Source organism: Rhodococcus sp. Ni2 (genome assembly GCF_021352185.1).
GTDB lineage: Bacteria > Actinomycetota > Actinomycetes > Mycobacteriales > Mycobacteriaceae > Rhodococcus_F > Rhodococcus_F qingshengii.
The window spans coordinates 2,546,729-2,572,219 of record NZ_WOXZ01000002.1 but is presented as its reverse complement, the minus strand read 5'-3'; the positions used below and the strand labels follow the sequence as shown (position 1 = coordinate 2,572,219).

Here is a 25,491-nt window from a genome sequence, read left to right as displayed (position 1 = left end):
CCCGTCCCGATCAACGTTCGCTACGAGAGGCGTCTACTGGCGCTGGCCACCCTCGGGCGGCTGCCCCTGGTACGGGTACTTCTGCTGGAAATCTTCACGCTCGGGCGGCAGCGGCAACTGACCCGGCCAAGGATTTTCGCCCTGCTGTGGCAACGCGGGATCTACGAATCCAGGCTGCTCGGGCGCACTCTCACGGCGGTGCCTGACCGCAGCTGCCGGGTCTTCGACCGGTGTGCGTGCAGCAACTTCAGCAGCGCGCACTGCTTCCGCGATAGCCGGATCGGATTTGGTCTCGAACCACTCCGCCACCTCGGCTGAATCGTCCTCAGGATTGGGAAGATTCTCTTCGGCGGCCGGCGGCTCGTACCGGAAAACGCCATCCTGCCCTTGCGCGCCAAGCGTTTTGGCAAATCCCTTCAGCGCGTCACCGAAGTCGCTGGGTACGAGCCACACCTTGTTCGCATCGCCTTGCGCCATCTGCGGCAACGTCTGAAGATACTGGTATGCAAGCAATTCCGGAGTCGGCTTACCGGACTTGATTGCAGCAAAAACCTTCTCGATGGCCTTGGCCTCGCCTTGAGCCTGCAAGTACTTGGCCGCGCGGTCACCTTGAGCACGAAGGATCTGGGACTGACGCTCACCCTCGGCGTTGAGGATCGAGGCCTGCTTGTTTCCCTCGGCAGAAAGAATCTGGCTCTGCTTGGCACCCTCGGCGGTCTTGATAGCGGATTCGCGGTGACCTTCAGCCGTCAGAATCATCGCGCGCTTCTCGCGGTCCGCCTTCATCTGCTTTTCCATCGACTCCTGGATCGAGGGCGGCGGATCGATGCTCTTGAGCTCGACGCGGGCCACTCGCAGGCCCCAGCGACCGGTCGCCTCGTCGAGGACACCACGAAGCTGACCGTTGATGGAATCACGCGAGGTAAGCGTCTCTTCGAGGGTCATTCCACCGACGACGTTTCGCAGCGTGGTGGTCGCCAACTGCTCGACGGCAGCGATGTAGTTGCTGATCTCGTACACCGCAGCTTGCGGATTGGTGACCTGGAAGTACACCACCGTGTCGATGGACAGTGTCAGGTTGTCCTGGGTGATCACCGGCTGCGGTGGGAAGGAGACCACACGCTCACGAAGATCCACCTTGGCGCGCACACGATCGGCGAACGGGATCAAGAACGTGAGCTGCCCGGACACCGTCTTCGAATACCTACCGAGCCGCTCGATCACCGCGGCTTCTGCCTGCGGTACCAGTGCTACCGACTTCGCGACCACCAAGATCACGAATAGCACCAACACACCGAGCACTATGAGTGCTGCCATTAAGGTCCCCTCCAGACGACTGCTGTTGCGCCGTTGATTTCCATCACCGTCACCTTGGTGCCCGGCGGGTACACCTCGGTGGTGTCGTACGGCCTGGCAGTCCACACCTCGCCGTCCAACTTGACCTGCCCGGAATGCTCGCCCACTTCTTCCAGAACCAGAGCGTGCTTACCTTCGAGTGCCTGTATTCCGGTCGGGGTCGGCGGCGGACTACCGAAGCGACGCAACATGATCGGTCGCACGCCCAGGACGAGGGCGGCGGAGAACACTCCGAACATGACGGCGTCGACCCACACCGGGAAGTCGGTGACAGCACTGACACCGGCAGTAGCGAGCGCCCCACCGGCGAGCATCAGCAGGAAGAAATCCCCCACCAGCGCTTCGGCCCCGGCGAGCACCAGTGCTCCGATCAGCCAAATAAGTGCAGCCACAACACCATCTAACCAGAATGTGTGACCCAGGCCGCCGCTACGTCAGTTCGGCTCGGTAACGAAATCGACAAGTTGTTCGACGGCACCGATCAAAGGAGCTTCCAGATCGCGGAAGCTCTCGACCGAGTTGTAGACCCGCCGCCAGCCCTCCTGAGGTGTCCCCCAGCCCAGTTCGCGGCAGATTCCCGTCTTCCAATCCTCGCCGCGTGGAATCTTCGGCCAGGAGGCGATTCCGACAGATTTGGGACGAACGGCCTCCCACACGTCGATGTACGGGTGCCCGGTCACCAACACGTCCGGGCCGAGGCCCTGAGTCAGTTGGGTTTCCTTGGAACCGGTGACCAGGTGGTCGACCAGGACCCCGACGCGGCGGCCGGGACCAGGCCCGAATTCGGCAAGCCGCTCCCCCAGATTGTCGAGTCCTTCGAGATGTTCGACGACAACACCTTCGACGCGAAGATCGTGACCCCACACCCGCTCGACGAGGGCAGCATCGTGTACTCCCTCCACCCAGATCCGGCTGGGCAGTGCCGTGCGGGCGCGTAAGCCTTCGACTCGCGTCGAACCCGAAGCCGACCGTGCGGGTTTGGTGGACACGGGCTTGGGGGCCGGGCGTACGAGGGTGACCGGTGCGCCGTCGATGAGGAAGGCCGCCTCGCGCATCGCGAACAACCGCGTTCGGGAACGACCGTCCTCGAGCCGCACGAAATCGCCGTCGTACGTGCGCTCGAAACCGACTACCGCACCGCAGAATCCCGTCGCCGCATCCTCGACGACAAGATCACGCTCGGCCGCGACTTCAGGCGTCACGCGCTTCTGTTTGCGGGTATGACCCGCAAAAATGTCACCGTATCCGTTGCCACCGCTCACGCCGGATCACGCTAGGTCACAACGCCGGGGCCGCGCATGTCGCCACGCCGAACTAAACTTCACGGTCATGAGTTCTCCCAGCGCAACCCTCACCGTGTGGGCAGCGTCATGGCTCGCCGGCGACGCTGCGCCGGACGACGTCATCGACGCCCTTGCCGCGTGGGCACCGATGCACCTGATCGGCGCCGCCGATGCGGAAACCGCGGTCCGCCACGATCTCGAGTGGCCGGGAGTCACGGCTTCCGGTGTGCCCACCCTGCTCAGAATCGCGCGCTCGGAGGCTGCCGAGGTCCGCCTGGTCCTTCCCACGGCCGGTGATGTACGTGGTCTGCCCACCGGGACCGAGTTCGCGCGCGCTGCGATCGCAACGGGTGAAGGGATACAGATCGGCGCCGTCGGCAAGCCCGGAGTCGGACTCGTGCCGTCGAAGGAAGGCCCGGACGTCCTGCGATGGACGGTCTTCTCCATTCCCACTGTGGCGGGCAGCGCCGAATCGATCGGACTCCGCGAAGCCGAATACGAACTGCGCCAAGCTGTTCGGGACGCAGCCGAGGTGCTCGGCGGGCTTCCGGCCGTAGCCACCGGAATGCCTGGAAACGACGCTCGTACGCTGGTCGCCGAAGCCCTGCAGGCACAGGCCGGACACCGCTGGCCGTCGACACTGTCACCTCGCCATCTACAGGTGATCGACACAGCCGACAACGTGGCAGCCATTCTCACCGTGGCTGCGTCGGTATCGACCAACCAGGCCCCGAGCGTGTCCACTGCGCAGAGGCGTGACGACCTGCTGCGACGACTGTGGGACGTTGTTCGCACTGCCCGTGTCGCGTCGGCGAACAGCGTGTCGATCAGAGCTTGAGCACGAAGTTCCGGCGTTTCTCGGCAAACCCGTTGCGGTCACCGAACATGTCGATCTTCATCTCTTCGAGCTCACGCTCCTCGTAGGGCTCCACCGGATCACGTTCCAGTCGAAGACGTTTGCGCTCCAGCATCGATTCCAGCCGATCTCCTTCGAGCAAGTCGGTGGCGACCTCGCGCAACCACGCCTCGAACAGATCCGGCCGCCTGGGGCCGATCGCGTCGACAAGTCCGATGTCCAAGGCTCGACGGATGCCTATCGCACTGCACTCGGCCAGCAGACTGCGGGCCTGCTGCTCGCCGACCCGAGCCGGAAGTGTGTACGTGTGCAGTTCCGAGCCGAACAGGCCCATCGTGGCGTAATGAGGATTGAGAACCACACCGTCCCTGGCCACGACTACGTCGGCTCCAAGCGGGAGCATGACCCCGCCGGCACCGGCGTTGCCTGTGAATGCCGCCACCACAACCTGTTCCGTACAGGTGACGATCGCTTTCGCGATCTCGTTGATGGCTTTGATGTTGGCCCACGCTTCTCCGGCTTGATCCGACGCGGCCTCGATGACGTTGAGGTGGATACCGTTGCTGAATCTGTCGTAGTCACCCGTCAGGACAAGGATCTTGGTGTCCTGCGCGATCGCCCAGCGGAGCCTGGAGGCCAGTCGCGCGCATTGCTTCGTACTCATCGCACCGTTGTAGAAGCGGAACGAGATATATCCGATTTCGCCGTCGCGGTGATAGTCGGTCTCGGGGTAACGACTCTCCCAGACCTGTGGAACGAACACGTCCGGACGTACGACCGCGGTCGACGGAAGTTTGACATTGCCGGCGCCGACGAGCCGCGCATGTCCGATCCAAACGGAGCCCGCACCGGTGGCAACACGTATTGCCTGGTGGAAGTACTCGACGATGGTGCCGGGCGCTGCATCGACGTGGGTATCGAGGTGAGCGTCGTAGACGTAGACCCGGTCGAGCCCCAACTGAACGGCGACGCCGGGAAACCCGTCGGCGGCGTTGACGGCGCGGACGATGCTCGACGCGTCTTCCTCCCAGCTGAAAACGCGATCGGCCTGTTTCATGCTCGGCCGCGATCGGGTCGAAGCCACGGGCCGCGCAACTCGATCCGATGGAATCGGCTGGAAGTCAGGAGTACGGAAATGTTCGACGACCTCTCCAATGCACTCCATCGCCGCGTCGGTGACTTCCTCGTTGTATACCGAGGATTTGGTTGCCCCGTTCCGGAGTTCGAACGTCCGCCACGCCCACACCGGCCCGGCATCGAGTTCCTCAGCGGCCTGCAATGCCGTGACACCCCAGATCGGTTCGCCATCCGTTATCGCCCAGTCCAGCGACGACGGCCCGCGATCTCCGGGCGGGCCGGGATGGATGATGATCGTTGTCCACCGCTGCCAAACAGATTCCGGGACATAGGCTTTCAAGAACGGGCAGATGACGAGGTCAAAATCTCCCGAAGAAGTCGCGGCCAGCACTGCGTCCGCGTCGGCGACGACGGCTGTACGGACTTGGTGTCCCGCCTCGCGAAGAACAAGACCGGCCCGCTGCGAGAGACCGTTGTCGGAGGTGACGAGAAGAAGCACGCTCAACGGTGGCGCGAAGGTCGTACGTGGGCGTGAGCGCCGGAACAGCGCCGCCGTCGCCGCTCGCAGACGGCCCCTGCCCGATACACCTTCACGTAGCTTAGCCGTTGCTACATCGCTGGAAATAGCCACAGAAGTCGTGAGCGCGGCCGATTTGGGCATCGGTCGTACTTCGGGGGTCGAAACCATGAATTCCTGCTCGCATGCTCGGGTATCTGCAGCGCAGACCAGACTCCCCCCAGAGCAGGACCGACGCACCGATAGATTGATTGAGGTATTTAGGGACTTTATACCTACCGTCGGTTTGTTTCAATAGCTATTTTCAAGCAAACCGTTTGATCGATCAACCCACAGTCTTGTGATTGATCGCGATATGGCGGTCGATGCGAATATGTTCATCCAGCGTCGGGTAGCGCAAACCGGTGTCCTGGCTGTACCCCTGACGGCGCAACCAATCCAGGACGTCGCCCCAGAACCAGATCCCCCCGGCAACCGAGTTGTACGGAACCGGGAAAGGCGTAGCCGCCTGCCGGACCCCTCGCACCCACTGCCCGACAGCTTGCCGCGTCACCCCCGCACGGTCGGCAATGTCCTGACGTGACACCAGATCGGGATGTGTCCGCTGGGGACGCACGCCTGCAGCCACCAACTGGTCCACCACGGTGATAGCCGTTGTCGCCGCTCGCATACCTTCCGAGGTGAGCGTCAGCAGCTGCAGCCCGCGTCGGTCCTCGACCCTTCCGCCCAAGCTCTCTTCGATCGCCTGCTCTTGCGAGACTGTCAGCATCTGAACGATGAATGTGAATTCGTAACGGTGATAGAGGTCTTCGGCCACGCAATGAACATAGCCGTAAGCTGCACTGTTTCCACATGGACACACTCGGATCCCGCCCCCGCACGCACAATGGGCAGATGATCGACGTGGACGACAGCCAGTTCGAGGACATGGTCAAGCGGGCGCTCGACAGCCTGCCACCGAAATTGGGTGCGGAGATGGCCAATGTCGCAGTGACCGTTCAACTCGAAGGTGGACGACCGGGGCTACTCGGGCTGTATCAGGGCATCCCACTGACCAAGAGAACCACCACGTACGCCGGCGTCCTTCCCGATCGCATCACGATCTACCGCAGGGCCATCTGTGCGATCTGCAGCACCGAAGACGAGGTGATCGAGCAAGTTCGCCGAACAGTGATCCACGAAATCGGCCACCACTTCGGGATCGGAGATCCCCGGTTGCGTGAACTCGGATGGTGACAACCGACTCATCTACAAGTCGGAAATCAGCTAGAGGTTGATAATCGGCGAATTGTCATGTCAGCTGTACCAAGCCCGCAACAATTGAACACTTACAGGAGTTCGCATGGTCAATTTGATCCAGATCGCCCCGAAGAATGCCCCGACGTTCGCGATGAGCCGACAGAAGGCCGCAGAACTGCTGGGCATCTCGGTCGACAGCGTCGCGTTTCTCCTCAAGTCTCGCTATCTCCCGGATCTGGACGCCGGTCGGTTGATCAAGATGGCCAACCAGCCCTGGTTGTACTCGGACGGCGACTTTCCCGTCCTTCAGCAGGGCGCATCCGAACTTGCCCCCAAGAAGATGCTGCCCGCACGTAAGTACATCGGCGAGAGCGCAATTCACTCCGATGCCGAATGCGTGGAGGCCAACCAGGGGCAGTGGGCGGGATTCAACGTCGACCATGTGCTCGGCGCCCGCTTCCTGCCTGTGACGCTGCGCAAGTTTCCGGTGTCGGTGCTGCAGATCCACGACGTCAACGACGACGACGAAGAACGCGTCTCGTTTGTCGCGACCCTCGCCGGGCGAGTCCGCGAACTGGGCGCGCCCGAACTCAACTACATCGACCCGTCACTGAGCCCCGAGGATCGACAGATCGTCGAGACGCTTCTCACCTCGCGCAGCACGTCCACCGTTCCCGGGCCCTGCGGAAAGCTCAAGCATCCGAACACCTGAGCGTCGGACGGTCAGCGGGGACGCTGAACGGCCGCGCAGCAATTGACTGCACACGAGAGACCGTTGGTGGTCGAGCCGAGCAGCGGCTCGACCCCCAGTCGCAGTGGCTGCTCGGCCTCGGCCAGTTCCCGAACGAGCGTGGGCACCAGCTGCGCGAAACGCTGATCGCGGCCGGGCGTTGCTGCCCGAACGAAATTCATCCCGAGTTCGGCTGCCTTGTCCTTGGCCTCGGTGTCCAGGTCCCACACCACTTCGAGGTGATCGGAGACGAAACCGACGGGGCACACGATCACGGCGCGAACATCCTTGGCGGACAACGTATCCAGGTGATCACAGATGTCGGGGTCCAGCCACGGAACCTGCGGCGGGCCTGATCGCGACTGCCACACCAGATCGAAATCCTCGACGCCGACGGCCTCGGCAACCAACTTCGCGGCCTCGGCGACCTGTCGACTGTAGAGGTTTCCGCCCTCTGCCGGCGGCCCTGCATTGCGGTCTGCGGCACTCGGTACCGAATGCGCGGTGAACACCAGGCGCGCAGTATCGCGAGTCGCTTCGGGCAACTCTGCGCGGGCCGCGCGCACACCGTCGGCGAACGCGCCGACGACCAGCGGATGGTCGTAGTACTGGCGAAGTTTTGTCAGCGTCGGTGCGCCGTCACCGACCGCCTCACGGGCACGGGCGATGTCCTCGTGGTACTGCCGACATCCGGAGTAACCACCCCACGCCGACGTGGCGAACACGGCGGCGTTGCGGACACCGTCCTCGCGCATCTTGGCAACGGTGTCTTCGACCATCGGGTGCCAGTTGCGGTTGCCGAAGTACACGGGCAAATCCACGCCGGCTGCTGCCAGCTCACCTTCGACCCGTTCGATCAGGTCTCGGTTGAGCGCGTTGATGGGCGAAACTCCACCGAAATGCATGTAGTGCTCGACGACAGCGTCGAGCCGCTCCGGTGGCACTCCCCTACCGCGCGTGACGTTTTCGAGGAACGGCCGTACGTCTTCGGGTTTTTCGGGACCGCCGAACGACAAAACGAGAAGAGCATCGAACTGCATGTCCATACTTACGGTCATGAGTTCAATCTTGCGCGATGCCGTTCGGCGGGAGTCACCCGGGTACTCACCTGCGTAGTAGAAGGGGTGCTACTAGCCGACCATCGCGTGGAAGCCGCCGTCGACGTAGATGATCGACGCGGTCGTGCCGGGCAACCAATCCGAGAGAACGGTGCAGACCGTTTTGGCGACCGGCTCGCGATCGTCGACGTCCCAGCCGATGGGCGCAGCACCGTCCCATGCGGTGTTCAGCTTGTCCAACTCCGCGCCCGGACCGGTGCTGTCACCGGCAATGGCTTTGGCGGCCAAGGTCTTGATCGGGCCGGAGGACACCAGGTTCGAGCGGATGCCGCGGACGCCGACCTCTTTGGCCACGTACCGATTGACGGCCTCGAGGGTCGCCTTGGAGACACCCATCCAGTTGTAGAACGGCATCGCGCGCGCCGGATCGAAGTCCATACCGACGATGGACGCGTTGTCGTTGAGCACCGGCAGCAAGGCCTTGGCCAGTGCGCTGTACGAGTATGCGGACACCTCGAGTGCGACCGCCACGTCTTCCCACGGCGCGTCCATGAACGGGCTTCCCAGGCAGGAGCGGGGAGCGAAGCCGATCGAGTGGACGACGCCGTCGATACCCTCGGGAGCCAGCTCGCGCACACGCTCGGCGAGAGAGGCGAGATCCTCCGAGCTCTGGACGTTGAGCGAGATTGCCGGCGGCACGGGCTGCGGCAGTCGCTGGGCGATGCGATCGATGAGGCGCAGACGATCGAATCCGGTGATCAGTACCTTCGCGCCCTGCTCCTGCGCGACCTTGGCCACGTGGAACGCGATCGACGAATCGGTGATGATGCCGGTGACAAGAATGGTCTTACCCTCGAGCAAGCCGCCCATGAGATGTCCTCCTGATTTCAGACGTACGAGAAAGGTGTGTGTACGAAAAGCGGGTCAGTGCCCCATGCCGAGTCCACCGTCGACGGGGATGACCGCACCCGAGACGTAGGCCGAATCGTCGGAGGCGAGGAAACTGACAACTGCTGCAACATCTTCCGGCTTTCCGGTCCGCTGCAACGGGATGAACTCGGTGGCCTTGTCCTTGACGTCGTCGCCCAGTGCTGCCGTCATGTCGGTCTCGATGAACCCTGGTGCGACGACGTTGGCGGTGATCGAACGTGAGCCGAGTTCCCTTGTCAGGGAACGAGCGATACCGACGATGCCTGCTTTGGACGCGGCGTAGTTGACCTGGCCGGCTTGTCCTGCCAGACCCACCACAGAGCCGAGGAAGATGAACCGTCCGAAACGCGCGCGCAGCATCGAACGGGTCGCACGCTTCGAGAGGCGGAACGTACCGGTGAGGTTCGCGTCGACGACGCTCGTGAACTGCTCTTCGCTCATTCGCATGATCAGTGTGTCGTCGGTGACGCCGGCATTGGCGACGATGACCTCGACCGGCCCCTGGTGCGCTTCGACCTCTTTGAACGCACGGTCGATCGACTCGGTGTCGGTGACGTCGCACACGACGCCGAACAACCCTTCGGGGACACCGGAACCGCGGTGCGTGACGGCTACCTTGTGGCCGTCTGCGGCGAGCCGCTGAGCGACGGCCAAGCCGATTCCGCGGTTACCGCCGGTGACGAGCACCGAGCGAGGTGTGGTGACGGTCCGTTCGGAAACCACTGTCGTGGGAGGGGTAGACATGGCGATCAACCTATCAATTCTCTGCGGGCCGCGTACCAGCGGTATTTGGACAATTCGGAACTGCTCTCGATCAGGGCAGACGCTGCCTGCGTACCAGGGCAATCGTCAGACCAGCGGTCGCGAACACGACGCCGAGGACCAACCACGGTCGACTCGCGTCTCCTCGTGTCGTCTCGAAACCGATCTGCTCTTCGAGCGTGTCGTACACCTGGCGCAGTTCTTCGAGGCTCGATGCCGTGAAGAAACTTCCGCCGGAAAGGTTGGCGATCTCCTTCAATGACGCGTCGTCGACCGGGACGGGGATTCGGTCTCCTTCGATCTCGACTCGCCCGTATGTCGTTCCGAAGGAAATGGTCGAGATCGGAACGCCCTTGTCCTTGGCCTGACGGGCAGCGGTGAATCCGCCCCGCGGATCGTCCGAGTTCTCGGGAACGGTCTGCTTACCGTCGGACAGCAACACGATGCGCGCCGGTGGCGCCTGGTCGCTGCCGCCGAGAACAGCCGACAGCGTGTCGATCGACTGCAACGAGGTGAAGATCGCTTCGCCCGTCGCCGTTCGCTCACTGAGCTTGAGGTTGTCGATGGCGACCTTCGTCGCGTCACGATTCGTGGTGGGCGACACCAGAACCGAAGCCGTTCCGGCAAATGCGACCAACCCGAGGTTGATGCCGGGAGTCAGACCGTCGGCGAACGACTTCGCAGCTTCCTGCGCTGCTGCCAATCGCGTCGGCTCGACGTCGGTGGCCTGCATCGACAGCGACACGTCGATCACGAGGATCACCGTGGCACGGTTTCGCGGGACCTTCTTGTCTGCCGTCGGACCGGCAAGGGCGACGGTGAAGAACACCAATGCGATGACCATCAGAATCGCCGGAATGTGACGCCACCGCCCGGGCCGCGAAGGCGCGACCTTCTCCAACAGTGCGAAGTTCGTGAACCGAAGTGTGTGCTTGGCTCGCTGCTTCTGCACGAGTACGTAACCGACCACCAACGCGGCGATGACAGCGAGGAACAGCAGCCACCACGGTGCGGTGAATTGAGAAAGACTCACGAACGAACGCCCCCAGTTCCGGCGCCGGCACCATAACTGTGTCGGCGTGCCGAGATGAATCTCACGACGTCGGCGATCCAGTCCCGATCGGTGTGCAGGGACATGAGCGGTGCGCCGCAACGACGTAGAGCTTGCCTGACCTCGACGCGGTGCTCGGCGGCGACTCTGGCGAAGTCGGCGCGCAGTTGCGGCGTCGTGGTGAATTCTCTGGTCCGGCCGGACTCGGGATCGTGGAGCACCACGTCGCCCACGTCGGGCAGTTCGAGGTCTCGCGGATCGACCACTTCGACACCGAGCACGTCGTGCCGTCCTGAAATGGCGCGCAGCGAGCGTTCCCAGTCGATCGGTCCGAGGAAGTCACTGATGACCACCGCCAGTCCGCGCCGACGCTGTGGGCGTCTGAGCGCTTCGATCGCGCCGACCAGATCACCGCGTACCCCGTCCGGCGCGTGCGGAGTCGTCGCGATCTTGCGGAGCATCGCCTGTGCGTGAATTCGCCCACCGCGGGCCGGAATTCGAGTTGTCTGTGCGCCGGTCGAGATGATGGCGCCGACGCGGTTACCGCCCGAACTGGTCAGGTGAGTGATCGCCGCGGCTGCGGCGACGACCAGGTCGCGCTTCTCGCATCCGGCGGTCCCGAAGTCGAGACTTGCGGACAAGTCGATGACGAGCCACGTCTCGAGCTCACGATCTGCGACCGACTGACGCACGTGTGGGTGCGTCGTCCGTGCGGTGACGGACCAGTCCATCTGCCGCACGTCGTCGCCCGGCTGGTACTCGCGGGCATCTCCCGGCTCCGAACCCGGACCGGGAATCAGGCCGAGATGATCGCCGTGCAGCACACCGTCGAGGCGGCGGCGAACCGTCAGCTCGAGGGTGCGCAGCGCAGCGGTGAGTTTGGGGTCGCTGAGCTCGCCGGATCGGAACGACGGCGGAGAACCGGTGGATCCGGCGGGTGTCGCCTGGCCACCGTCGCGGCCTTCGGTCACTGCGGGCGACTCATCGTCTCAGCGGTCGCGATCGGCGCGCCGTTGCCCTGCGGATTAGCTGTGCCCTGTGGGTTAGCTGTGCCCGGTGCGTTGAACTGCGGTGCTTGTGGTGCGGCCTGCTGGGGCGGACCGGGAACGGTGGGGACCGGCCGCGCGGCGATCTGCGGCAGTCCGACGGTCTGCAGCACCCGGGCGATGACGGCGTCGGGAGTCACCTCGTCGGCCATGGCGTCGTAGGAAAGAACGAGACGGTGACGCAACACGTCCGGGATCACCTCGATGACGTCCTGCGGCACTACGTAGTCGCGCCCGCGGACGAGAGCGAGAGCTCGCGACGCGGCGATGATGCCGAGCGTCGCGCGGGGTGAGGCGCCGTACGCGATCCAGCCGGCGACGTCCTCGAGTCCGACCTCACGCGGCGTACGCGTGGCGGCGATGACCCGGACAACGTAATCGACGAGCGCGTGGTGAACGAAGACGTTGCTGGCGACGCGTTGGAGCCTGACCAACTCCTCCGGACCGAGGATCTGGTGCGGCTCCGGGGCCGCGACGCCCATCCGATAGACGATTTCGCGTTCTTCCTCCACTGTCGGGTAATCGACGAGGATCTTGAACAGGAAGCGGTCGCGCTGCGCTTCGGGGAGCGGGTAGACGCCCTCGTTCTCGATGGGGTTCTGCGTCGCCATCACCAGGAACGGATCGGGCATGTGGTACCGCTTGCCACCGATCGAGACGTGGCGTTCTGCCATCACCTCGAGGAGCGCGGACTGCACCTTGGCCGGGGCACGGTTGATCTCGTCGGCCAACACGAAGTTGGCGACGACGGGTCCGAGTTCGGTGTCGAACTCCTCGCGGCCCTGACGGTAGATGCGCGTGCCGATCAGGTCGGTGGGCACCAGGTCCGGGGTGAACTGGACGCGGGAGAACGAACCGCCGACGACCTTCGCGAAAGTCTCGACGGCCAGCGTCTTGGCGACACCGGGTACGCCTTCGAGGAGGACGTGCCCCTTGGCGAGAAGTCCGACGAGAATGCGCTCGACAAGCCGGTCCTGCCCGACGATGACTCGCTTGACCTCGTAAATCGCTCGTTCCAAGGTCTGAACGTCGGCTGCCAGGGAAGGTGCTGCTCCGTCCGCACTTCCACTCGCCTTGCTTACGTCGACCGTTCCGACCGAATCTTCACGTGAGGTCACCAAGAATCCATCGCTTTCACCTAGAAAAGTACCGACAGTAACGTGTTCCCCGTCAACTATTCCAGGTAGTTGCGCTCGATGCCGTAACACCACGTCGGGAACTTGATACTTCCCTGACAATGCGGGTGTCAGCGGCATTTCCTCTGACGGTCAGGACACCAGTCGGACGGCGTACGGCGTCATTCCGCCCCACCGAACCGGTGAGACCATGACACTCGAACCGGATTGTGGTGCCTCGAGCATCTGACCGTTACCGAGGTAGAGCGCCACGTGTTGGCTGGCGTTGGGGCCGTAGAAGATCATGTCGCCGCGCTTCATCTCCGAAGACGGAACCTGAGTGCCTGCGGTGTACTGATAGCCGGTGTAGTGCGGCAGCGAGATCCCGATGCCGGCAAAGGCATAAATCATCAAGCCGGAGCAGTCGAACCCGACCTTGTTGAAGTCGCCGTAACTGTCAGCGACGCCGCCGTCACGGATGCCTCGCGTCGGTCCGTTCTCGTCGCCGCCGCCCCAGGCATACTGCACGCCTAGCTGAGACATTCCGCGGTCGATGACGGATTCGATTGCAGCGCTTCCGGTGACGGAAGGCTTCGGAGTGGTGGGTTTCGGCGTCGTCGGCTTCGGGGTGGTGGGCTTGGGCGTCGTGACCGTTTCCTCGTCGGTGCCGGTCTCTTCGTCCGTGCCTGTTTCCTCGTCGGTCCCTGTTTCTTCGTCAGTCCAGGTGTCGTCGTCGTCCGGGATGACGGTCGGAGTCGGGTCTTCGACCGCGGTGTGCGGACGCTGGGCTGCTGCCAGTGCGGCAGCTCGATCCTTGGCTGCCTGGTCGGCTGCGGCACGGGCGGCGGCCTGAGCGGCCGCTTCCTTGGCAGCGGCTTCGAGAGCCTTCTGATGAGCTTCCTCGGCGCGGCGCTGTTCGTCCCAGGTCGCGTATGCCTGGCGTTGACCCTGCAAGCCGGCGACGGCGTTGCGGGCGGCGTCGAGCTGAGCCTGGGCAGAGTTGCGCTCGGCTTCGATCGCGGCCTTCTTGGCTACCTGCTGATCGAGAGCGTTGCGCGCGATCTGAATCGCCTGCTCCGCCAGATCCTTCAGCTGCGCGGCGACCTCGGCGGCGGCATCGGCCTGCTGCTTGGCCTGGCGGGTCGCGGAATCCTTGTTCGCCTGCTCGGTACGTGCTCGCTGGAGACCGTCGAGCACTGCACTCTGCGTATTGGCGAGAAGCTTGAGGACCTGGGCGCGGTCGAGAACGTCGCCAGGACCCTTGGCGTCGAGGAACGACGAGATCGACGCAGTATTGGTGCCCTTGACGTAGCTCGAGCGTGCGTACTTGTCGAAGTCCGTCTGAGCGACCTCGATCTGCGCCGACGCGTCCTTCAGAGCTTGTTTCGTGACTCCGACGGCCTGCGCTGCGGAGTCTGCGGCGCCGCGAGCGTTCTGCAGATCCACGAGAGTCTTGTTGACGTCTTCACGCTTGATCGCAACTTCGTTGTCGAGTGCTGACAACTGTTCGTTTGCCGATGCGACTTGATTGATGAGCGCGCTGACGGTGCCGACGCTCGACGAGACCTGCGAATCTGCCGCGGCGATATCCGAGTCACTCGGATTCGGCGGCGGTGGCGGTACGGCCGAGGACATGGCCGGCGTCCCGACGATCAGGGATCCGACGACGCCGAATCCGATGACCAGTTGCGCCAGGCGCATCGATTTACGGGAAGGACCACGACGGGACTCGCCGCCACGTGTTACTTGCCTCACAAATAACTCTCCCTCGCGTGTAACGCCACGGCCCGCTGGGTCGCCGATCCGTGCGGGGAGGGAATGCGCAGACCAAGCACCGGTCGCCCACAGCCCGAGAGCTGCTCGTCGACCTGGACGTGCCGTACGAACGCCACCGTCGACACCTCGAGAACGAGGCAACCGACAAGTACGCGTCGAACAACATCAGCCTGTCTGCGACACTTCTTCCCCAAAAAGTGCCAGTTGTACCGTACGACACTCAAGCGTTCTTTGGAAACTTTAGCCACAAATAACACAAACGGTATTTGAGCTGGTCGAATGGCATGCAGGCACCAAAAAGGGCAGGTACTCACCGCAAACAGCAGTGAGTACCTGTTTTCACCGAGTTACTGAAAATCTCGCAAAAGGACCAAGGTCAGACGGAATCGGCCCGGTGGTCGGATGGTGCTGGTGTTTCCGAAGTTGAGGCGATATGTCTGGTTTGCGCGTTTTCTGGCTCTCGCCGCCACTTGACGGCAAAGGTAATTCCGGCAATAACCGCCACCACTGCGATGACAAGGACCGTGTAAAGCGTCCACGGCGGACCTGGCGCCACGATCTCGTGCGAGAAGCGGTCCGCGGTCACGCTTGCGCTTTCGCCGAAAGATCGGTCCTGTGCAGTTTCGAGCTGCACTCGACTGATCGAATCGCTGTAGCTACCCATCCAGTCAGGGCTCAGAACGAGAACCGTTCCGCCTTCTGTTTTGCCGACCGTCGTGGCCAGGTCTCGAAGATCGGACGGCCGGCCCGGATTTGCGTCGACTACTACGACGCTCAAGTCGACACCACGTTCACGAGCGTCGGTCACCACCGCGGTCAGCCCCGCAACATCATCCGCGGGGGCGGAGACGCCGTCCGTCGAAATGTCCGCGAGCACGTCGTCGAGATCGACGTCCGACGGAACAGCGACGTGCAACGGGGACTTCACGTGCACAGGCGCAAAAGCGTGATTTGTAGGAGCAGACATCTCTCATCCGGGTGCTGTTCGGATTCCGTCCACCGCTGAGATGCGGGGAGTTCTTCCGAGGTCGTTTTTCGGCGGCCGACCCGCGACGGGCCTGCATGCACCCTACTTCAGGTCGACTGCCACCAGGCGTCACACACAACCGCCGCGCGTGCCGCCCGAGCGGTAGCTGTGGGTGCGGTCACCCAGCCAAGCCTGCGTTGCGCAGGCCCGCAGTCTGCATGAAGATTGTTTCGGTCAACTTGCCCTGAATTCTCACAGGACAAGCGTACTGTTAGACTTGGACCAAGAGGTACCACCGGTCAGGACAGGTTCTACTGCAGCTCCGATGTTCGGACAGTTCTCACGCGAACTGTGCGATTGGCGTGAGCTACGGAGGATCTTCCCGGCCGAAGTACCTCGCTTCAGCTGCCGACACAGCCCCGTCGGTAGCGACCCTCATAGACGAGTGGAGCAGACGTGAGCACCAGTATCGATTCATTCGGAGCCAAGGGAACCCTCGAGGTCGGTGAGAACTCTTACGAGATCTTCCGCCTCTCGGCCGTCCCCGGCACCGAGAAATTGCCCTATTCCTTGAAGGTTCTCGCCGAGAACCTTCTCCGCACCGAAGACGGCGCCAACATCACCGCGGATCACATCCGCGCAATCGCAAGCTGGGATCCCTCAGCCGAGCCGAGCATCGAAATCCAGTTCACGCCTGCCCGCGTGATCATGCAGGACTTCACCGGCGTTCCTTGCATCGTCGACCTCGCCACCATGCGTGAGGCCGTCACCACCCTCGGCGGCGACCCGAACAAGGTCAACCCGCTCTCCCCCGCCGACATGGTCATCGACCACTCGGTCATCCTCGACGTCTTCGGCCAGGCCGACGCACTCGAGCGCAACGTCGACCTCGAATACGAGCGCAACGGCGAGCGTTACCAGTTCCTCCGTTGGGGCCAGGGCGCATTCGACGACTTCAAGGTCGTCCCCCCGGGAATGGGCATCGTTCACCAGGTCAACATCGAGTACCTGGCACCCACCGTCATGTCGCGTAACGGACAGGCATACCCCGACACCTGTGTCGGCACCGACTCGCACACCACGATGGTCAACGGCCTCGGCGTGCTCGGCTGGGGCGTCGGCGGCATCGAGGCCGAGGCAGCAATGCTCGGCCAGCCCGTCTCCATGCTGATCCCCCGCGTCGTCGGCTTCAAGCTCTCCGGTGAGATCAAGCCCGGCGTCACCGCAACCGACGTCGTGCTCACCGCCACCGAGATGCTCCGTAAGCACGGCGTCGTCGGCAAGTTCGTCGAGTTCTACGGCAACGGTGTTGCCGAGGTTCCGCTCGCGAACCGCGCGACGCTGGGCAACATGAGCCCCGAATTCGGTTCCACCGCAGCGATCTTCCCGATCGACGCCGAGACCATCGAATACCTGCGCCTCACCGGCCGCAGCGACGAGCAGCTCGCTCTCGTCGAGGCGTACGCCAAGGAACAGGGCCTGTGGCACAACCCCGACAAGGAACCCGTCTTCTCGGAGTACATCGAGCTGGATCTGGGAACCGTTGTTCCCTCGATCGCCGGCCCGAAGCGCCCGCAGGACCGAATCCTGTTGTCGGAGTCCAAGACTGCGTTCCGCAAGGACATCCACAACTACGTGGAAGAGAACCACCCGACCGAGCACACCCAGCTCGACGAGGCCGTCGAAGAGTCCTTCCCGGCTTCCGATCCCGCGGTTCTGTCGTTTGCCGACGACGGAGCGGTCGACGTTCTCTCTGCTGCCAACGGTGCAGAAGGCCGTCCGAGCAAGCCGGTCGTCGTCAAGTCCGACGCCGGTGAGTTCGTTCTCGACCACGGCGCCGTCGTTGTTGCAGGTATCACCTCCTGCACCAACACGTCCAACCCGTCGGTCATGCTCGGCGCTGCACTGCTCGCACGCAACGCCGTCGAGAAGGGCCTCGCCACCAAGCCGTGGGTCAAGACCAACATGGCTCCCGGTTCGCAGGTCGTCACCGATTACTACGAGAAGGCCGGCCTGTGGCCGTACCTCGAGAAGCTCGGTTACTACCTCGGCGGTTACGGCTGCACCACGTGCATCGGTAACACCGGACCGCTGCCCGAGGCAGTCTCGAAGGCCATCAACGACAACGACCTCTCGGTCACCGCGGTGCTCTCGGGTAACCGTAACTTCGAGGGACGTATCTCCCCCGACGTCAAGATGAACTACCTGGCTTCCCCGCCGCTCGTGATTGCCTACGGCCTCGCCGGAACCATGGACTTCGACTTCGAGACCGATTCGCTCGGTAACGACACCGACGGAAACCCCGTCTACCTCAAGGACATCTGGCCGTCCACGCAGGAAATCGAAGAGACCATCAAGTCCTCGATCGACCAGGACATGTTCCGCAAGTCGTACGCAACCATCTTTGCGGGCGACAGCCGCTGGCAGAACCTCGAAACCCCGAAGGGTGACACCTTCGAGTGGGACGAGAACTCCACCTACGTGCGGAAGCCACCTTACTTCGACGGCATGACGATGGATCCGGCTCCGGTCAAGGACATCAAGGGCGCTCGCGTCCTCGCACTGCTCGGCGACTCGGTCACCACCGACCACATCAGCCCGGCAGGTCCGATCAAGGTCGGTACCCCCGCTGCGCAGTACCTCGACTCCCATGGCGTCGAGCGTGCGGATTACAACTCGCTCGGCTCGCGTCGCGGTAACCACGAGGTCATGATTCGCGGAACGTTCGCGAACATCCGTCTGCGCAACCAGCTCCTCGACGACGTCTCGGGTGGTTACACCCGCGACTTCACGCAGGAAGGCGCACCGCAGGCATTCATCTACGACGCGTCGCAGAACTACCAGGCAGCCGGCATCCCGCTGGTCGTCCTGGGCGGCAAGGAGTACGGCTCCGGATCCTCGCGTGACTGGGCAGCCAAGGGCACGAGCCTGCTCGGCGTCAAGGCCGTCATCACCGAGTCGTTCGAGCGCATCCACCGTTCCAACCTGATCGGCATGGGCGTTGTCCCGCTGCAGTTCCCGGTCGGCGAGTCCGCAGGTTCGCTCAAGCTCGACGGCACCGAGACCTTCGACATCGAAGGTGTCGAGAAGCTCAACGAGGGCGTCACCCCGAAGACCATGAAGGTCACGGCGACGCGCGAGAACGGCGAGAAGGTCGTGTTCGACGCAGTCGTACGCATCGATACCCCCGGCGAAGCGGATTACTACCGCAACGGCGGCATCCTGCAGTACGTGCTTCGCAACATGATCCGGGGCTAGTAGGCACTACGTGCCTGTGAGCACTTTCGGCCCCTGACGGGTCACAAAGCGCTCACGACCACTTTCGCCGGAAGGCGAACCAGGTTTCATCGGTGGTCGTGAGCGCTTTGTGCACTGAGTCGACATTCAGCGCCTACGGCCGAAAGTGCTCACAGGCAACCCGACAAAGGAGGGATGCCCGTGCCCAAGGTCAGTGAAGACCATCTCGCGGCACGGCGCAGTCAGATCCTTGACGGCGCCCGCCGCTGCTTTGCGGAATACGGCTACGACGGCGCCACAGTTCGCCGTCTCGAAGAAGTCACCGGTTTGTCCCGCGGAGCGATCTTCCATCACTTCAAGGACAAGGACGGCCTGTTCCTCGCTCTCGCAAGCGAGGATGCGAGCCGGATGGCAGATGTCGTCGCCGAAGAGGGACTCGTCCAGGTCATGCGGGACATGCTCGCGCAGCCCGATCAATTCGATTGGCTGGGAACGCGACTGGAGATAGCGCGTCGACTGCGCAACGACGCCGATTTCCGTGAGAAGTGGTCGCAGCGCTCCGTAGAACTGACGGAAGCGACCAGTGCGCGTCTCGCCAGACAGAAATCGGCAGGCAGACTCCGTGACGACGTCCCCACCGAAATTCTGATCGGGTATCTGGATCTGGTGATGGACGGCCTGGTCGCGAGAATCGCCTCCGGCCACGGCGTCGACAACCTGTCAGCGGTTCTCGATCTGGTCGAGGAATCGGTGCGGCGGAGAGATTGAGGGGCTTCGCCCCTGTGCGCCTTTTTGGTAGTTCCCACTACCAAAAAGGCGCACAGGGGGTTAGGCGAGCTGGATCAGCTCGAGGTATTCCTGCGACCAGTGGTCCTCGTTGCCGTCGGGCAGGAGGATGACTCGCTCAGGGTTGAGTGCCTCGGCAGCACCCGGATCGTGGGTGACCAGGACGACGGCACCGGTGTAGCTGCGGAGCGCATCGAGCACCTGCTCGCGTGAGATCGGGTCCAGGTTGTTGGTGGGCTCGTCGAGAAGCAGAACGTTGGCAGCCGAAGACACCAGACCGGCCAGAGCCAAACGCGTCTTCTCACCACCCGAGAGCGTTCCGGCCGGCTGTTCGAGCTGCGGGCCGGTGAACATGAAGGCACCGAGCAGCGAACGCAGTTCCTGCTCCCCTGTGTCCGGCGCGGCGTGGCGGATGTTCTCCCACACGGACGCGTCGTCGTCGAGGGTGTCGTGCTCCTGAGCGAAGTAGCCGACCTTGAGTCCGTGACCGGCGATCAGCTCACCCGCGTCCGCCTTCTCCGCGCCCGCGAGGATGCGAAGCAGCGTGGTCTTACCTGCACCGTTGAGTCCGAGGATCACCACACGAGACCCACGATCGATCGCGAGATCGACACCGGTGAAGATCTCGAGCGAGCCGTACACCTTGGTGAGGTTCTTGCCCATCAGCGGAGTCTTGCCACAAGCGGCGGGTTCGGGGAAACGAATCCGCGCAACCTTGTCCGAGACACGTTCGGCATCGAGGTTCGCCATCAACTTGTCGGCTCGCTTGGCCATGTTCTGAGCCGCGACGGCCTTGGTTGCCTTTGCGCCCATCTTGGCGGCCTGAATCCGCAGCGCACCGGCCTTCTTCTCGGCATTGGCGCGCTCGCGGCGACGACGCTGCTCGTCCGTGGCACGAGCGTCGAGGTACTTCTTCCAGTTCATGTTGTAGACGTCGGCCTCACCGCGGACGGCATCGAGGAACCACACGCGGTTGACGACGTCGTTGAGCAGGTCGACGTCGTGGCTGATGACCACCAGTCCACCCTCGTGGTTCTGGAGGAAGCCACGCAGCCAGGTGATGGAGTCGGCGTCGAGGTGGTTGGTGGGCTCGTCGAGCAGCAGAGTCGTGTCCGAGCGGGCACCGCTGCCGTCGGAGGCGGCGAAGAGGATGCGCGCCAATTCGACGCGACGACGCTGACCGCCGGAAAGCGTGCTGAGCGGCTGCCCGAGAATGCGGTCTTCGAGACCGAGGCTGCTGGTGATGCGTGCGGCTTCACTCTCGGCTTCGTATCCGCCGAGGGCCGAGAACCGATCCTCGAGCTGGCCGTACTTCTTGACCGCGCGGTCCTGCGATTCCTGATCGAGCACCTCGCCCATCAGAATCTGCTGCTTCTCCATCTCGCGGAGCATCGTGTCGAGGCCACGTGCGGAGAGAACCCGGTCCTTGGCGAGGACGCTCAGGTCGCCCTCTTTGGGGTCCTGCGGGAGGTATCCGAGTTCACCGGTACGTACGACGCTTCCCGCATATGCCTCACCTTCGCCGGCGAGGATGCGCAGTGTGGTCGTCTTTCCGGCTCCGTTACGTCCGACGAGTCCGATCCGGTCGCCCGGCTGGATGCGCAACGAAGGCCCGGGAGCCGTGAGAAGGGTGCGGACACCGGCACGAACTTCGAGGTCAGTGGCGGTAATCAAGCAAACTCCTCAGGAAAAACGACGAATACGGGTAAACAATGCCTGACTACAGACACAAGAACTATCGATTTTACCGTGACCTGACGGTCGTTCCGACCAGCAGCGTGTGAGTCCGCTAACGTTCGGGACATGACTAGCGAAAACAGCACTCGTCCTCGCGACCTCGAAGGCCGTGCCGCCATCGTCACCGGCGCAAGTCGCGGAATCGGCAAAGCTGTCGCCGCCGAACTCCTCGCTCGCGGTGCCGACGTCTTGATCACAGCCCGCAAGCCGGAGCCCCTCCAGGCCGCCGCATCCGAGCTGTCCGCTCTGGGGCACGGCGGAAAGGTCGTCGCATTCGCGGGCAACGCAGCCGATGCCGAAGCCCGCTCCGGTGCCGTCGACCGCGCCGTGTCCGATTTCGGTTCACTCGACATTCTGGTCAACAACACCGGAATCAACCCCGTCTTCGGTTCGCTCATGGAAGCGGACCTCGACGCCGTGCGCAAGATCTTCGACGTGAATGTGGTTGCCGCCCTCGGTTACGTCCAGCAAGCACATCGGGCATGGATGGGCGAACACGGTGGAGCCGTCGTGAACCTGGCAAGTGTGGCCGGGATCCGGTCGACGGGCGTCATCGCGGCGTACGGCGCGTCGAAGGCTGCGCTCATCCGCCTGACGGAAGAACTGGCCTGGCAACTGGGACCGAAGATTCGTGTCAACGCCGTAGCTCCCGGGATCGTCAAGACGCAGTTCGCGGCAGCCCTGGTCGCTGCCGGCGAGGACAAGGCGTCGGCGGGCTACCCGATGAAGCGGCTCGGCACCCCCGAGGACGTTGCCGGTCTGGTCGGCTTCCTCGTCTCCGACGCGGCGGCGTGGATCACGGGCGAAACGGTCCGGGTCGACGGCGGTCTGCTCGCAACGGGATCGATGTAGTGCGCCGGTCGTGAGCACAGACAACTCCTCCGCCGACGTGGTGATCGTCGGTGGCGGCCCGGCCGGGCGGGCACTCGCCACCCGCTGTATCGCCCGGCAACTCACCGTCGTCGTTGTCGATCCGCATCCCCATCGGGTGTGGACGCCGACCTATTCGGCGTGGGCTGACGAGCTGCCGTCGTGGCTGCCGGTCGATGTGATCGCAAGCCGGATCGAACGCCCGAGCGTGTGGACCCGCAGACAGAAAACGCTTGATCGCACATATTGCGTATTGAATACATCTTTACTGCAATCATTTCTCTCAGGCACATCCGTACAGTTCAGAGCCTTGCGCGCTCAAACACTGTCACCTACCGCCGTCCTGTGCGTGGACGGATCGCAGCTGACAGGTTCCGTCGTCATCGACGCCCGGGGTACCGAACTGACGGTGACAACCGCCCAGCAGACCGCCTTCGGAGTGATCGTCGACCGCGCTCTGGCCGATCCGATTCTGGGTGGTGGCGAAGCCTGGTTCATGGACTGGCGAACAGACAACGGCGCCTCCGACGCCGACACTCCGTCGTTTCTCTATGCGGTCCCACTCGACGACGAGCGAGTCCTCCTCGAGGAGACCTGCCTCGTCGGCCGGCCGGCGTTGGGGCTCCGCGAACTCGAAGCGCGTCTGCGCACCCGGCTTCGCAATCGGGGCTGCGAAGTCCCCGACGACGCACCGGTCGAGCGGGTCCGTTTTGCAGTCGAAGGCCCGAAGGAGTCGTTCCCCGACGGTGTCCTCCGTTTCGGCGGGCGAGGCGGTCTGATGCATCCGGGAACCGGATACAGCGTTGCCTCGTCACTCGCCGAGGCAGACGCTGTCGCCAAAGCAATCGCCGGCGGTGGAGATCCCAACGCGGCGCTCTGGCCGCGGTCGGCCAAGGCGGTGTCTGCCCTTCGCCGCGTTGGCCTGAACGCACTTCTCACCCTCGGCTCGAGAGAGGTCGCGACATTCTTCGACACGTTCTTCGATCTACCGGTCGAGGCTCAGCGGTCCTACCTGTCCGATCGGCGGGACGCGTCCGCGACGGCGAAGGTGATGGCAACCCTGTTCCGATCGTCACCGTGGCACGTCCGAAAGACGTTGATGCGCGCGCCGTTTCTGAGGTGAGCACTCCGGACCGACTACTGCGCTCCTATCGAGCCGGCGATCATCGGCCAGGAATTGTGTAGGTCGTCCTGCCAGTAGCCCCACGAGTGGGTTCCGGTCGGCTTGAAGTCGAAGGTCGCGGGGATGCCCAGTGCGTTCAGTCGGTCCGCCAAGCCGTGCGTGCACCCGTTGACCGCGGATTCGATGATGCCGCCGACGACGATCTGATTAAGGAGGGCTCCGGGATTTCCGTTCACATCGGGTGCCTGAAGGTTGTCGTGCGGACCTGGCAGCCCGGATCCGGTGGAAACGTACAGTGCGGTCCCCCGCAACTTCTCCGCGTTCACAACCGGATCGTTCTCGCGCCATCCCGGACCGTCGAACGGTCCCCACATGTTTGTCGGATCAGCGCCACCCCGCGCGCCGACCACCAACCGCACATAGTCCTGACCCGGCTGGGTGGAAGTCTCCGCGCACCCGCTGTAGGCCCCGACACTCCGATAGAGCCCTGGTGCCGAGATCGCGAGATTGAGTACCGACGTCGCCGTCATCGAAATCGCCGCGATGGAGTTGACCCTATTGGTACCGAACTGCGCATCGATGACGGGCGGCAGTTCGCGAGTGAGGAACGTCTGCCACTTGTTGCGCCCGAGTACGGGATCGTCTTTCTGCCAGTCGGTGTAGTAGCTGAACGCTCCTTCCAGCGGCGTCACGACGTTGACGTTCTTGTCGGCGAAGAAGTCCAGGACATCGGTCCGTCCTTCCCACGTTGCACTGTCCTCGCCACCACCGGCGCCGTTGAGCAGATACAACGTGGGCCGTGGGGCGCTCGTGTCGGCGGGGAGGATCACCTCGAGTGGAATGTCGCGGCCCATCGCATCGGAGTGGACGCTGATGGTTACGGTGCGTGCCGGATCTGCGTTCGCGGGCCAAGGCGCAAACAGCAGTGGAACCAGTGAAATCGCCAGCGCCGCGGTGACGCGTCGACGGTAGGTTCGGATTCTCATCGGAGCGTCCCCCCAGGTGTGCGAGTCGGGTTCTCGAAGCGGATACCCGCTCGATACGCCCCGAACCGACCCATCCACACGCAACGGTTCGGGATCAACCGTGATCGTTTGCCTCGCGCAAACGGCCGGCGGCGACCATCATGGGAGGCATGCGCTCGATTTGGAAAGGCTCGATAGCCTTCGGTCTGGTCAACGTCCCGGTCAAGGTGTACTCGGCGACCGAGGACCACGACATCCGATTTCACCAGGTCCATGCAAAAGACGGTGGCCGCATCAAGTACAACCGTGTGTGTTCCGAGTGCGGAAACACGGTTCAGTTCGCGGACATCGACAAGGCGTACGACTCGGAAGACGGATCGCGCGTCATCTTGAGCGACGAGGACTTCAACAAACTCCCGGCTGCGGAGAAGCACGAGATTCCGGTGCTGGAATTCGTGCCGAACGATCAGATCGATCCGATCTTGTTCGAGAAGAGTTACTTCCTCGAGCCCGATTCGGCGTCGCCGAAGGCGTACGTCCTGCTTTCGACTGTGCTCACCGAGAGTGATCGAACGGCACTGGTGCATTTCACGCTGCGACAGAAGACGCGCCTGGCCGCGATGCGCGCTCGCGATGGTGTTCTGGTGATCCAGACCTTGCTGTGGCCCGACGAAGTTCGTGCAGCAGAGTTCCCTTCCCTCGACGACGTGGAGAAGCCGAAGGCGAAGGAACTGAAGATGGCGCAGACGCTCGTCGAGAGCATGGCGGGCGATTTCGATCCGACCGAGTTCACCGACGACTATCAGCTCCAACTGAGGCAGTTGCTCGACGAGATGATCGAGAACGGCGGCAAGAAGGTCATCCCGGCCGCCGAGGTCGACCAAGAGGGCACCGACGCAGAGGTGGTGGACCTGGTTGCCGCACTGCAGCGCAGTGTGGACGAAGCGAAGTCGAACGCCTCCAAGGCCGGCTCGTCGAAGTCGACTACACCGAGGAAGAAACGAGCCTGA

General features: G+C 63.3%; 23 protein-coding genes. 8 read left to right on the top strand and 15 right to left on the bottom strand.

What is annotated here, in order from left to right; genetic code table 11:
* Positions 1-33: 33 nt before the first annotated feature.
* The 3 genes from GN300_RS25565 to GN300_RS25555 are packed head-to-tail and all read right to left on the bottom strand — an operon-like array spanning position 34 to position 2,618.
* Positions 34-1,317, bottom strand: a complete 1,284-nt coding sequence (locus GN300_RS25565) for an SPFH domain-containing protein (RefSeq protein ID WP_030536387.1) — start codon at positions 1,315-1,317, stop codon at positions 34-36.
* The gene (locus tag GN300_RS25560; RefSeq protein WP_003944877.1) at positions 1,317-1,748 is read right to left on the bottom strand and encodes an NfeD family protein; all 432 of its coding nucleotides are present in this window, start codon (positions 1,746-1,748) and stop codon (positions 1,317-1,319) included. The genes GN300_RS25565 and GN300_RS25560 overlap by 1 nt, the downstream gene beginning before the upstream one ends.
* A 42-nt stretch (positions 1,749-1,790) precedes the next feature.
* Entirely contained in the window at positions 1,791-2,618 is an 828-nt protein-coding gene (locus tag GN300_RS25555; protein ID WP_042919794.1) for a DUF3097 domain-containing protein, read from the bottom strand.
* A gap of 67 nt (positions 2,619-2,685) precedes the next feature.
* On the opposite strand from GN300_RS25555, the gene GN300_RS25550 reads away from it, so the two are divergent.
* Positions 2,686-3,477, top strand: coding sequence for a hypothetical protein (locus GN300_RS25550; protein WP_007727857.1), 792 nt, complete (start codon positions 2,686-2,688; stop codon positions 3,475-3,477).
* On the opposite strand, the gene GN300_RS25545 is transcribed toward GN300_RS25550, so the two are convergent.
* The gene (locus GN300_RS25545; protein ID WP_007727872.1) at positions 3,467-5,260 is read right to left on the bottom strand and encodes an enoyl-CoA hydratase-related protein; all 1,794 of its coding nucleotides are present in this window, start codon (positions 5,258-5,260) and stop codon (positions 3,467-3,469) included. The genes GN300_RS25550 and GN300_RS25545 overlap by 11 nt on opposite strands.
* A gap of 154 nt (positions 5,261-5,414) precedes the next feature.
* Positions 5,415-5,906 (bottom strand): hypothetical protein, encoded by a 492-nt coding sequence (locus GN300_RS25540; protein WP_063316405.1) that lies wholly within the window; start codon positions 5,904-5,906, stop codon positions 5,415-5,417.
* Between the two features lie 77 nt (positions 5,907-5,983).
* Between GN300_RS25540 and GN300_RS25535 the strand changes: the two genes are divergently transcribed.
* Both GN300_RS25535 and GN300_RS25530 read left to right on the top strand, forming a co-directional pair.
* Complete coding sequence (locus GN300_RS25535) at positions 5,984-6,325, top strand: metallopeptidase family protein (protein WP_003944783.1); 342 nt, start codon at positions 5,984-5,986, stop codon at positions 6,323-6,325.
* Positions 6,326-6,431: 106 nt separating this feature from the next.
* Positions 6,432-7,040 (top strand): transcriptional regulator, encoded by a 609-nt coding sequence (locus GN300_RS25530; protein ID WP_007727873.1) that lies wholly within the window; start codon positions 6,432-6,434, stop codon positions 7,038-7,040.
* Between the two features lie 11 nt (positions 7,041-7,051).
* Here GN300_RS25530 and GN300_RS25525 read toward each other — a convergent pair whose 3' ends face one another.
* From GN300_RS25525 to GN300_RS25490, 8 genes are all read right to left on the bottom strand, one after another.
* The gene (locus GN300_RS25525; protein ID WP_063316406.1) at positions 7,052-8,104 is read right to left on the bottom strand and encodes a ferrochelatase; all 1,053 of its coding nucleotides are present in this window, start codon (positions 8,102-8,104) and stop codon (positions 7,052-7,054) included.
* 84 nt (positions 8,105-8,188) lie between these two features.
* Positions 8,189-8,986, bottom strand: a complete 798-nt coding sequence (inhA, locus tag GN300_RS25520; protein WP_003944803.1) for an NADH-dependent enoyl-ACP reductase InhA — start codon at positions 8,984-8,986, stop codon at positions 8,189-8,191.
* Between the two features lie 54 nt (positions 8,987-9,040).
* Complete coding sequence (gene fabG1 / locus GN300_RS25515; RefSeq protein ID WP_007727875.1) at positions 9,041-9,790, bottom strand: 3-oxoacyl-ACP reductase FabG1; 750 nt, start codon at positions 9,788-9,790, stop codon at positions 9,041-9,043.
* A 70-nt stretch (positions 9,791-9,860) separates the two neighbouring features.
* Positions 9,861-10,841 (bottom strand): VWA domain-containing protein, encoded by a 981-nt coding sequence (locus GN300_RS25510; protein WP_003944878.1) that lies wholly within the window; start codon positions 10,839-10,841, stop codon positions 9,861-9,863.
* Positions 10,838-11,830 (bottom strand): DUF58 domain-containing protein, encoded by a 993-nt coding sequence (locus tag GN300_RS25505; RefSeq protein WP_003944991.1) that lies wholly within the window; start codon positions 11,828-11,830, stop codon positions 10,838-10,840. The genes GN300_RS25510 and GN300_RS25505 overlap by 4 nt, the downstream gene beginning before the upstream one ends.
* Positions 11,827-13,023, bottom strand: a complete 1,197-nt coding sequence (locus tag GN300_RS25500; RefSeq protein WP_063316407.1) for a MoxR family ATPase — start codon at positions 13,021-13,023, stop codon at positions 11,827-11,829. Before GN300_RS25500 ends, GN300_RS25505 begins: the two co-directional genes overlap by 4 nt.
* 150 nt (positions 13,024-13,173) lie before the next feature.
* Positions 13,174-14,721: an NlpC/P60 family protein gene (locus GN300_RS25495; RefSeq protein ID WP_003944866.1), complete on the bottom strand. Its 1,548-nt coding sequence runs from the start codon at positions 14,719-14,721 to the stop codon at positions 13,174-13,176.
* A 451-nt stretch (positions 14,722-15,172) separates the two neighbouring features.
* Positions 15,173-15,763: a DUF6676 family protein gene (locus GN300_RS25490; protein ID WP_021332993.1), complete on the bottom strand. Its 591-nt coding sequence runs from the start codon at positions 15,761-15,763 to the stop codon at positions 15,173-15,175.
* A 456-nt stretch (positions 15,764-16,219) separates the two neighbouring features.
* On the opposite strand from GN300_RS25490, the gene acnA reads away from it, so the two are divergent.
* Together acnA and GN300_RS25480 are read left to right on the top strand one after the other, a co-directional pair.
* A complete protein-coding gene (gene acnA, locus GN300_RS25485) occupies positions 16,220-19,021 on the top strand; it encodes an aconitate hydratase AcnA (protein ID WP_007727883.1) in 2,802 nt (933 codons plus the stop codon).
* A gap of 180 nt (positions 19,022-19,201) precedes the next feature.
* Complete coding sequence (locus GN300_RS25480; protein WP_003944970.1) at positions 19,202-19,768, top strand: TetR/AcrR family transcriptional regulator; 567 nt, start codon at positions 19,202-19,204, stop codon at positions 19,766-19,768.
* 60 nt (positions 19,769-19,828) lie between these two features.
* Here GN300_RS25480 and GN300_RS25475 read toward each other — a convergent pair whose 3' ends face one another.
* Positions 19,829-21,460: an ABC-F family ATP-binding cassette domain-containing protein gene (locus tag GN300_RS25475; RefSeq protein WP_003944932.1), complete on the bottom strand. Its 1,632-nt coding sequence runs from the start codon at positions 21,458-21,460 to the stop codon at positions 19,829-19,831.
* Positions 21,461-21,589: 129 nt separating this feature from the next.
* On the opposite strand from GN300_RS25475, the gene GN300_RS25470 reads away from it, so the two are divergent.
* The gene (locus tag GN300_RS25470; RefSeq protein WP_063316408.1) at positions 21,590-22,375 is read left to right on the top strand and encodes an SDR family oxidoreductase; all 786 of its coding nucleotides are present in this window, start codon (positions 21,590-21,592) and stop codon (positions 22,373-22,375) included.
* Positions 22,376-22,385: 10 nt separating this feature from the next.
* On the top strand, positions 22,386-23,516 hold the full coding sequence (locus tag GN300_RS25465) for a lycopene cyclase family protein (protein WP_047270399.1): 1,131 nt from the start codon (positions 22,386-22,388) through the stop codon (positions 23,514-23,516).
* A gap of 14 nt (positions 23,517-23,530) precedes the next feature.
* Here the strand turns inward: GN300_RS25465 and GN300_RS25460 are convergent, their stop codons facing one another.
* On the bottom strand, positions 23,531-24,502 hold the full coding sequence (locus GN300_RS25460; RefSeq protein ID WP_047270398.1) for an alpha/beta hydrolase family protein: 972 nt from the start codon (positions 24,500-24,502) through the stop codon (positions 23,531-23,533).
* Positions 24,503-24,642: 140 nt separating this feature from the next.
* Here GN300_RS25460 and GN300_RS25455 point away from each other — a divergent pair, with 140 nt between their 5' ends.
* Positions 24,643-25,491, top strand: coding sequence for a Ku protein (locus GN300_RS25455; protein WP_020907736.1), 849 nt, complete (start codon positions 24,643-24,645; stop codon positions 25,489-25,491).

Excerpts from the sequence above, each read along its gene's own strand:
- GN300_RS25565 (WP_030536387.1), bottom strand. The coding sequence starts at position 1,317 with ATGGCAGCACTCATAGTGCTCGGTGTGTTGGTGCTATTCGTGATCTTG.
- GN300_RS25550 (WP_007727857.1), top strand. The coding sequence starts at position 2,686 with ATGAGTTCTCCCAGCGCAACCCTCACCGTGTGGGCAGCGTCATGGCTC.
- GN300_RS25545 (WP_007727872.1), bottom strand. The coding sequence starts at position 5,260 with ATGGTTTCGACCCCCGAAGTACGACCGATGCCCAAATCGGCCGCGCTC.
- GN300_RS25535 (WP_003944783.1), top strand. The coding sequence starts at position 5,984 with ATGATCGACGTGGACGACAGCCAGTTCGAGGACATGGTCAAGCGGGCG.
- GN300_RS25530 (WP_007727873.1), top strand. The coding sequence starts at position 6,432 with ATGGTCAATTTGATCCAGATCGCCCCGAAGAATGCCCCGACGTTCGCG.
- GN300_RS25525 (WP_063316406.1), bottom strand. The coding sequence starts at position 8,104 with ATGGACATGCAGTTCGATGCTCTTCTCGTTTTGTCGTTCGGCGGTCCC.
- inhA (WP_003944803.1), bottom strand. The coding sequence starts at position 8,986 with ATGGGCGGCTTGCTCGAGGGTAAGACCATTCTTGTCACCGGCATCATC.
- fabG1 (WP_007727875.1), bottom strand. The coding sequence starts at position 9,790 with ATGTCTACCCCTCCCACGACAGTGGTTTCCGAACGGACCGTCACCACA.
- GN300_RS25495 (WP_003944866.1), bottom strand. The coding sequence starts at position 14,721 with ATGCGCCTGGCGCAACTGGTCATCGGATTCGGCGTCGTCGGATCCCTG.
- GN300_RS25490 (WP_021332993.1), bottom strand. The coding sequence starts at position 15,763 with ATGTCTGCTCCTACAAATCACGCTTTTGCGCCTGTGCACGTGAAGTCC.
- GN300_RS25470 (WP_063316408.1), top strand. The coding sequence starts at position 21,590 with ATGACTAGCGAAAACAGCACTCGTCCTCGCGACCTCGAAGGCCGTGCC.
- GN300_RS25460 (WP_047270398.1), bottom strand. The coding sequence starts at position 24,502 with ATGAGAATCCGAACCTACCGTCGACGCGTCACCGCGGCGCTGGCGATT.
- GN300_RS25455 (WP_020907736.1), top strand. The coding sequence starts at position 24,643 with ATGGGAGGCATGCGCTCGATTTGGAAAGGCTCGATAGCCTTCGGTCTG.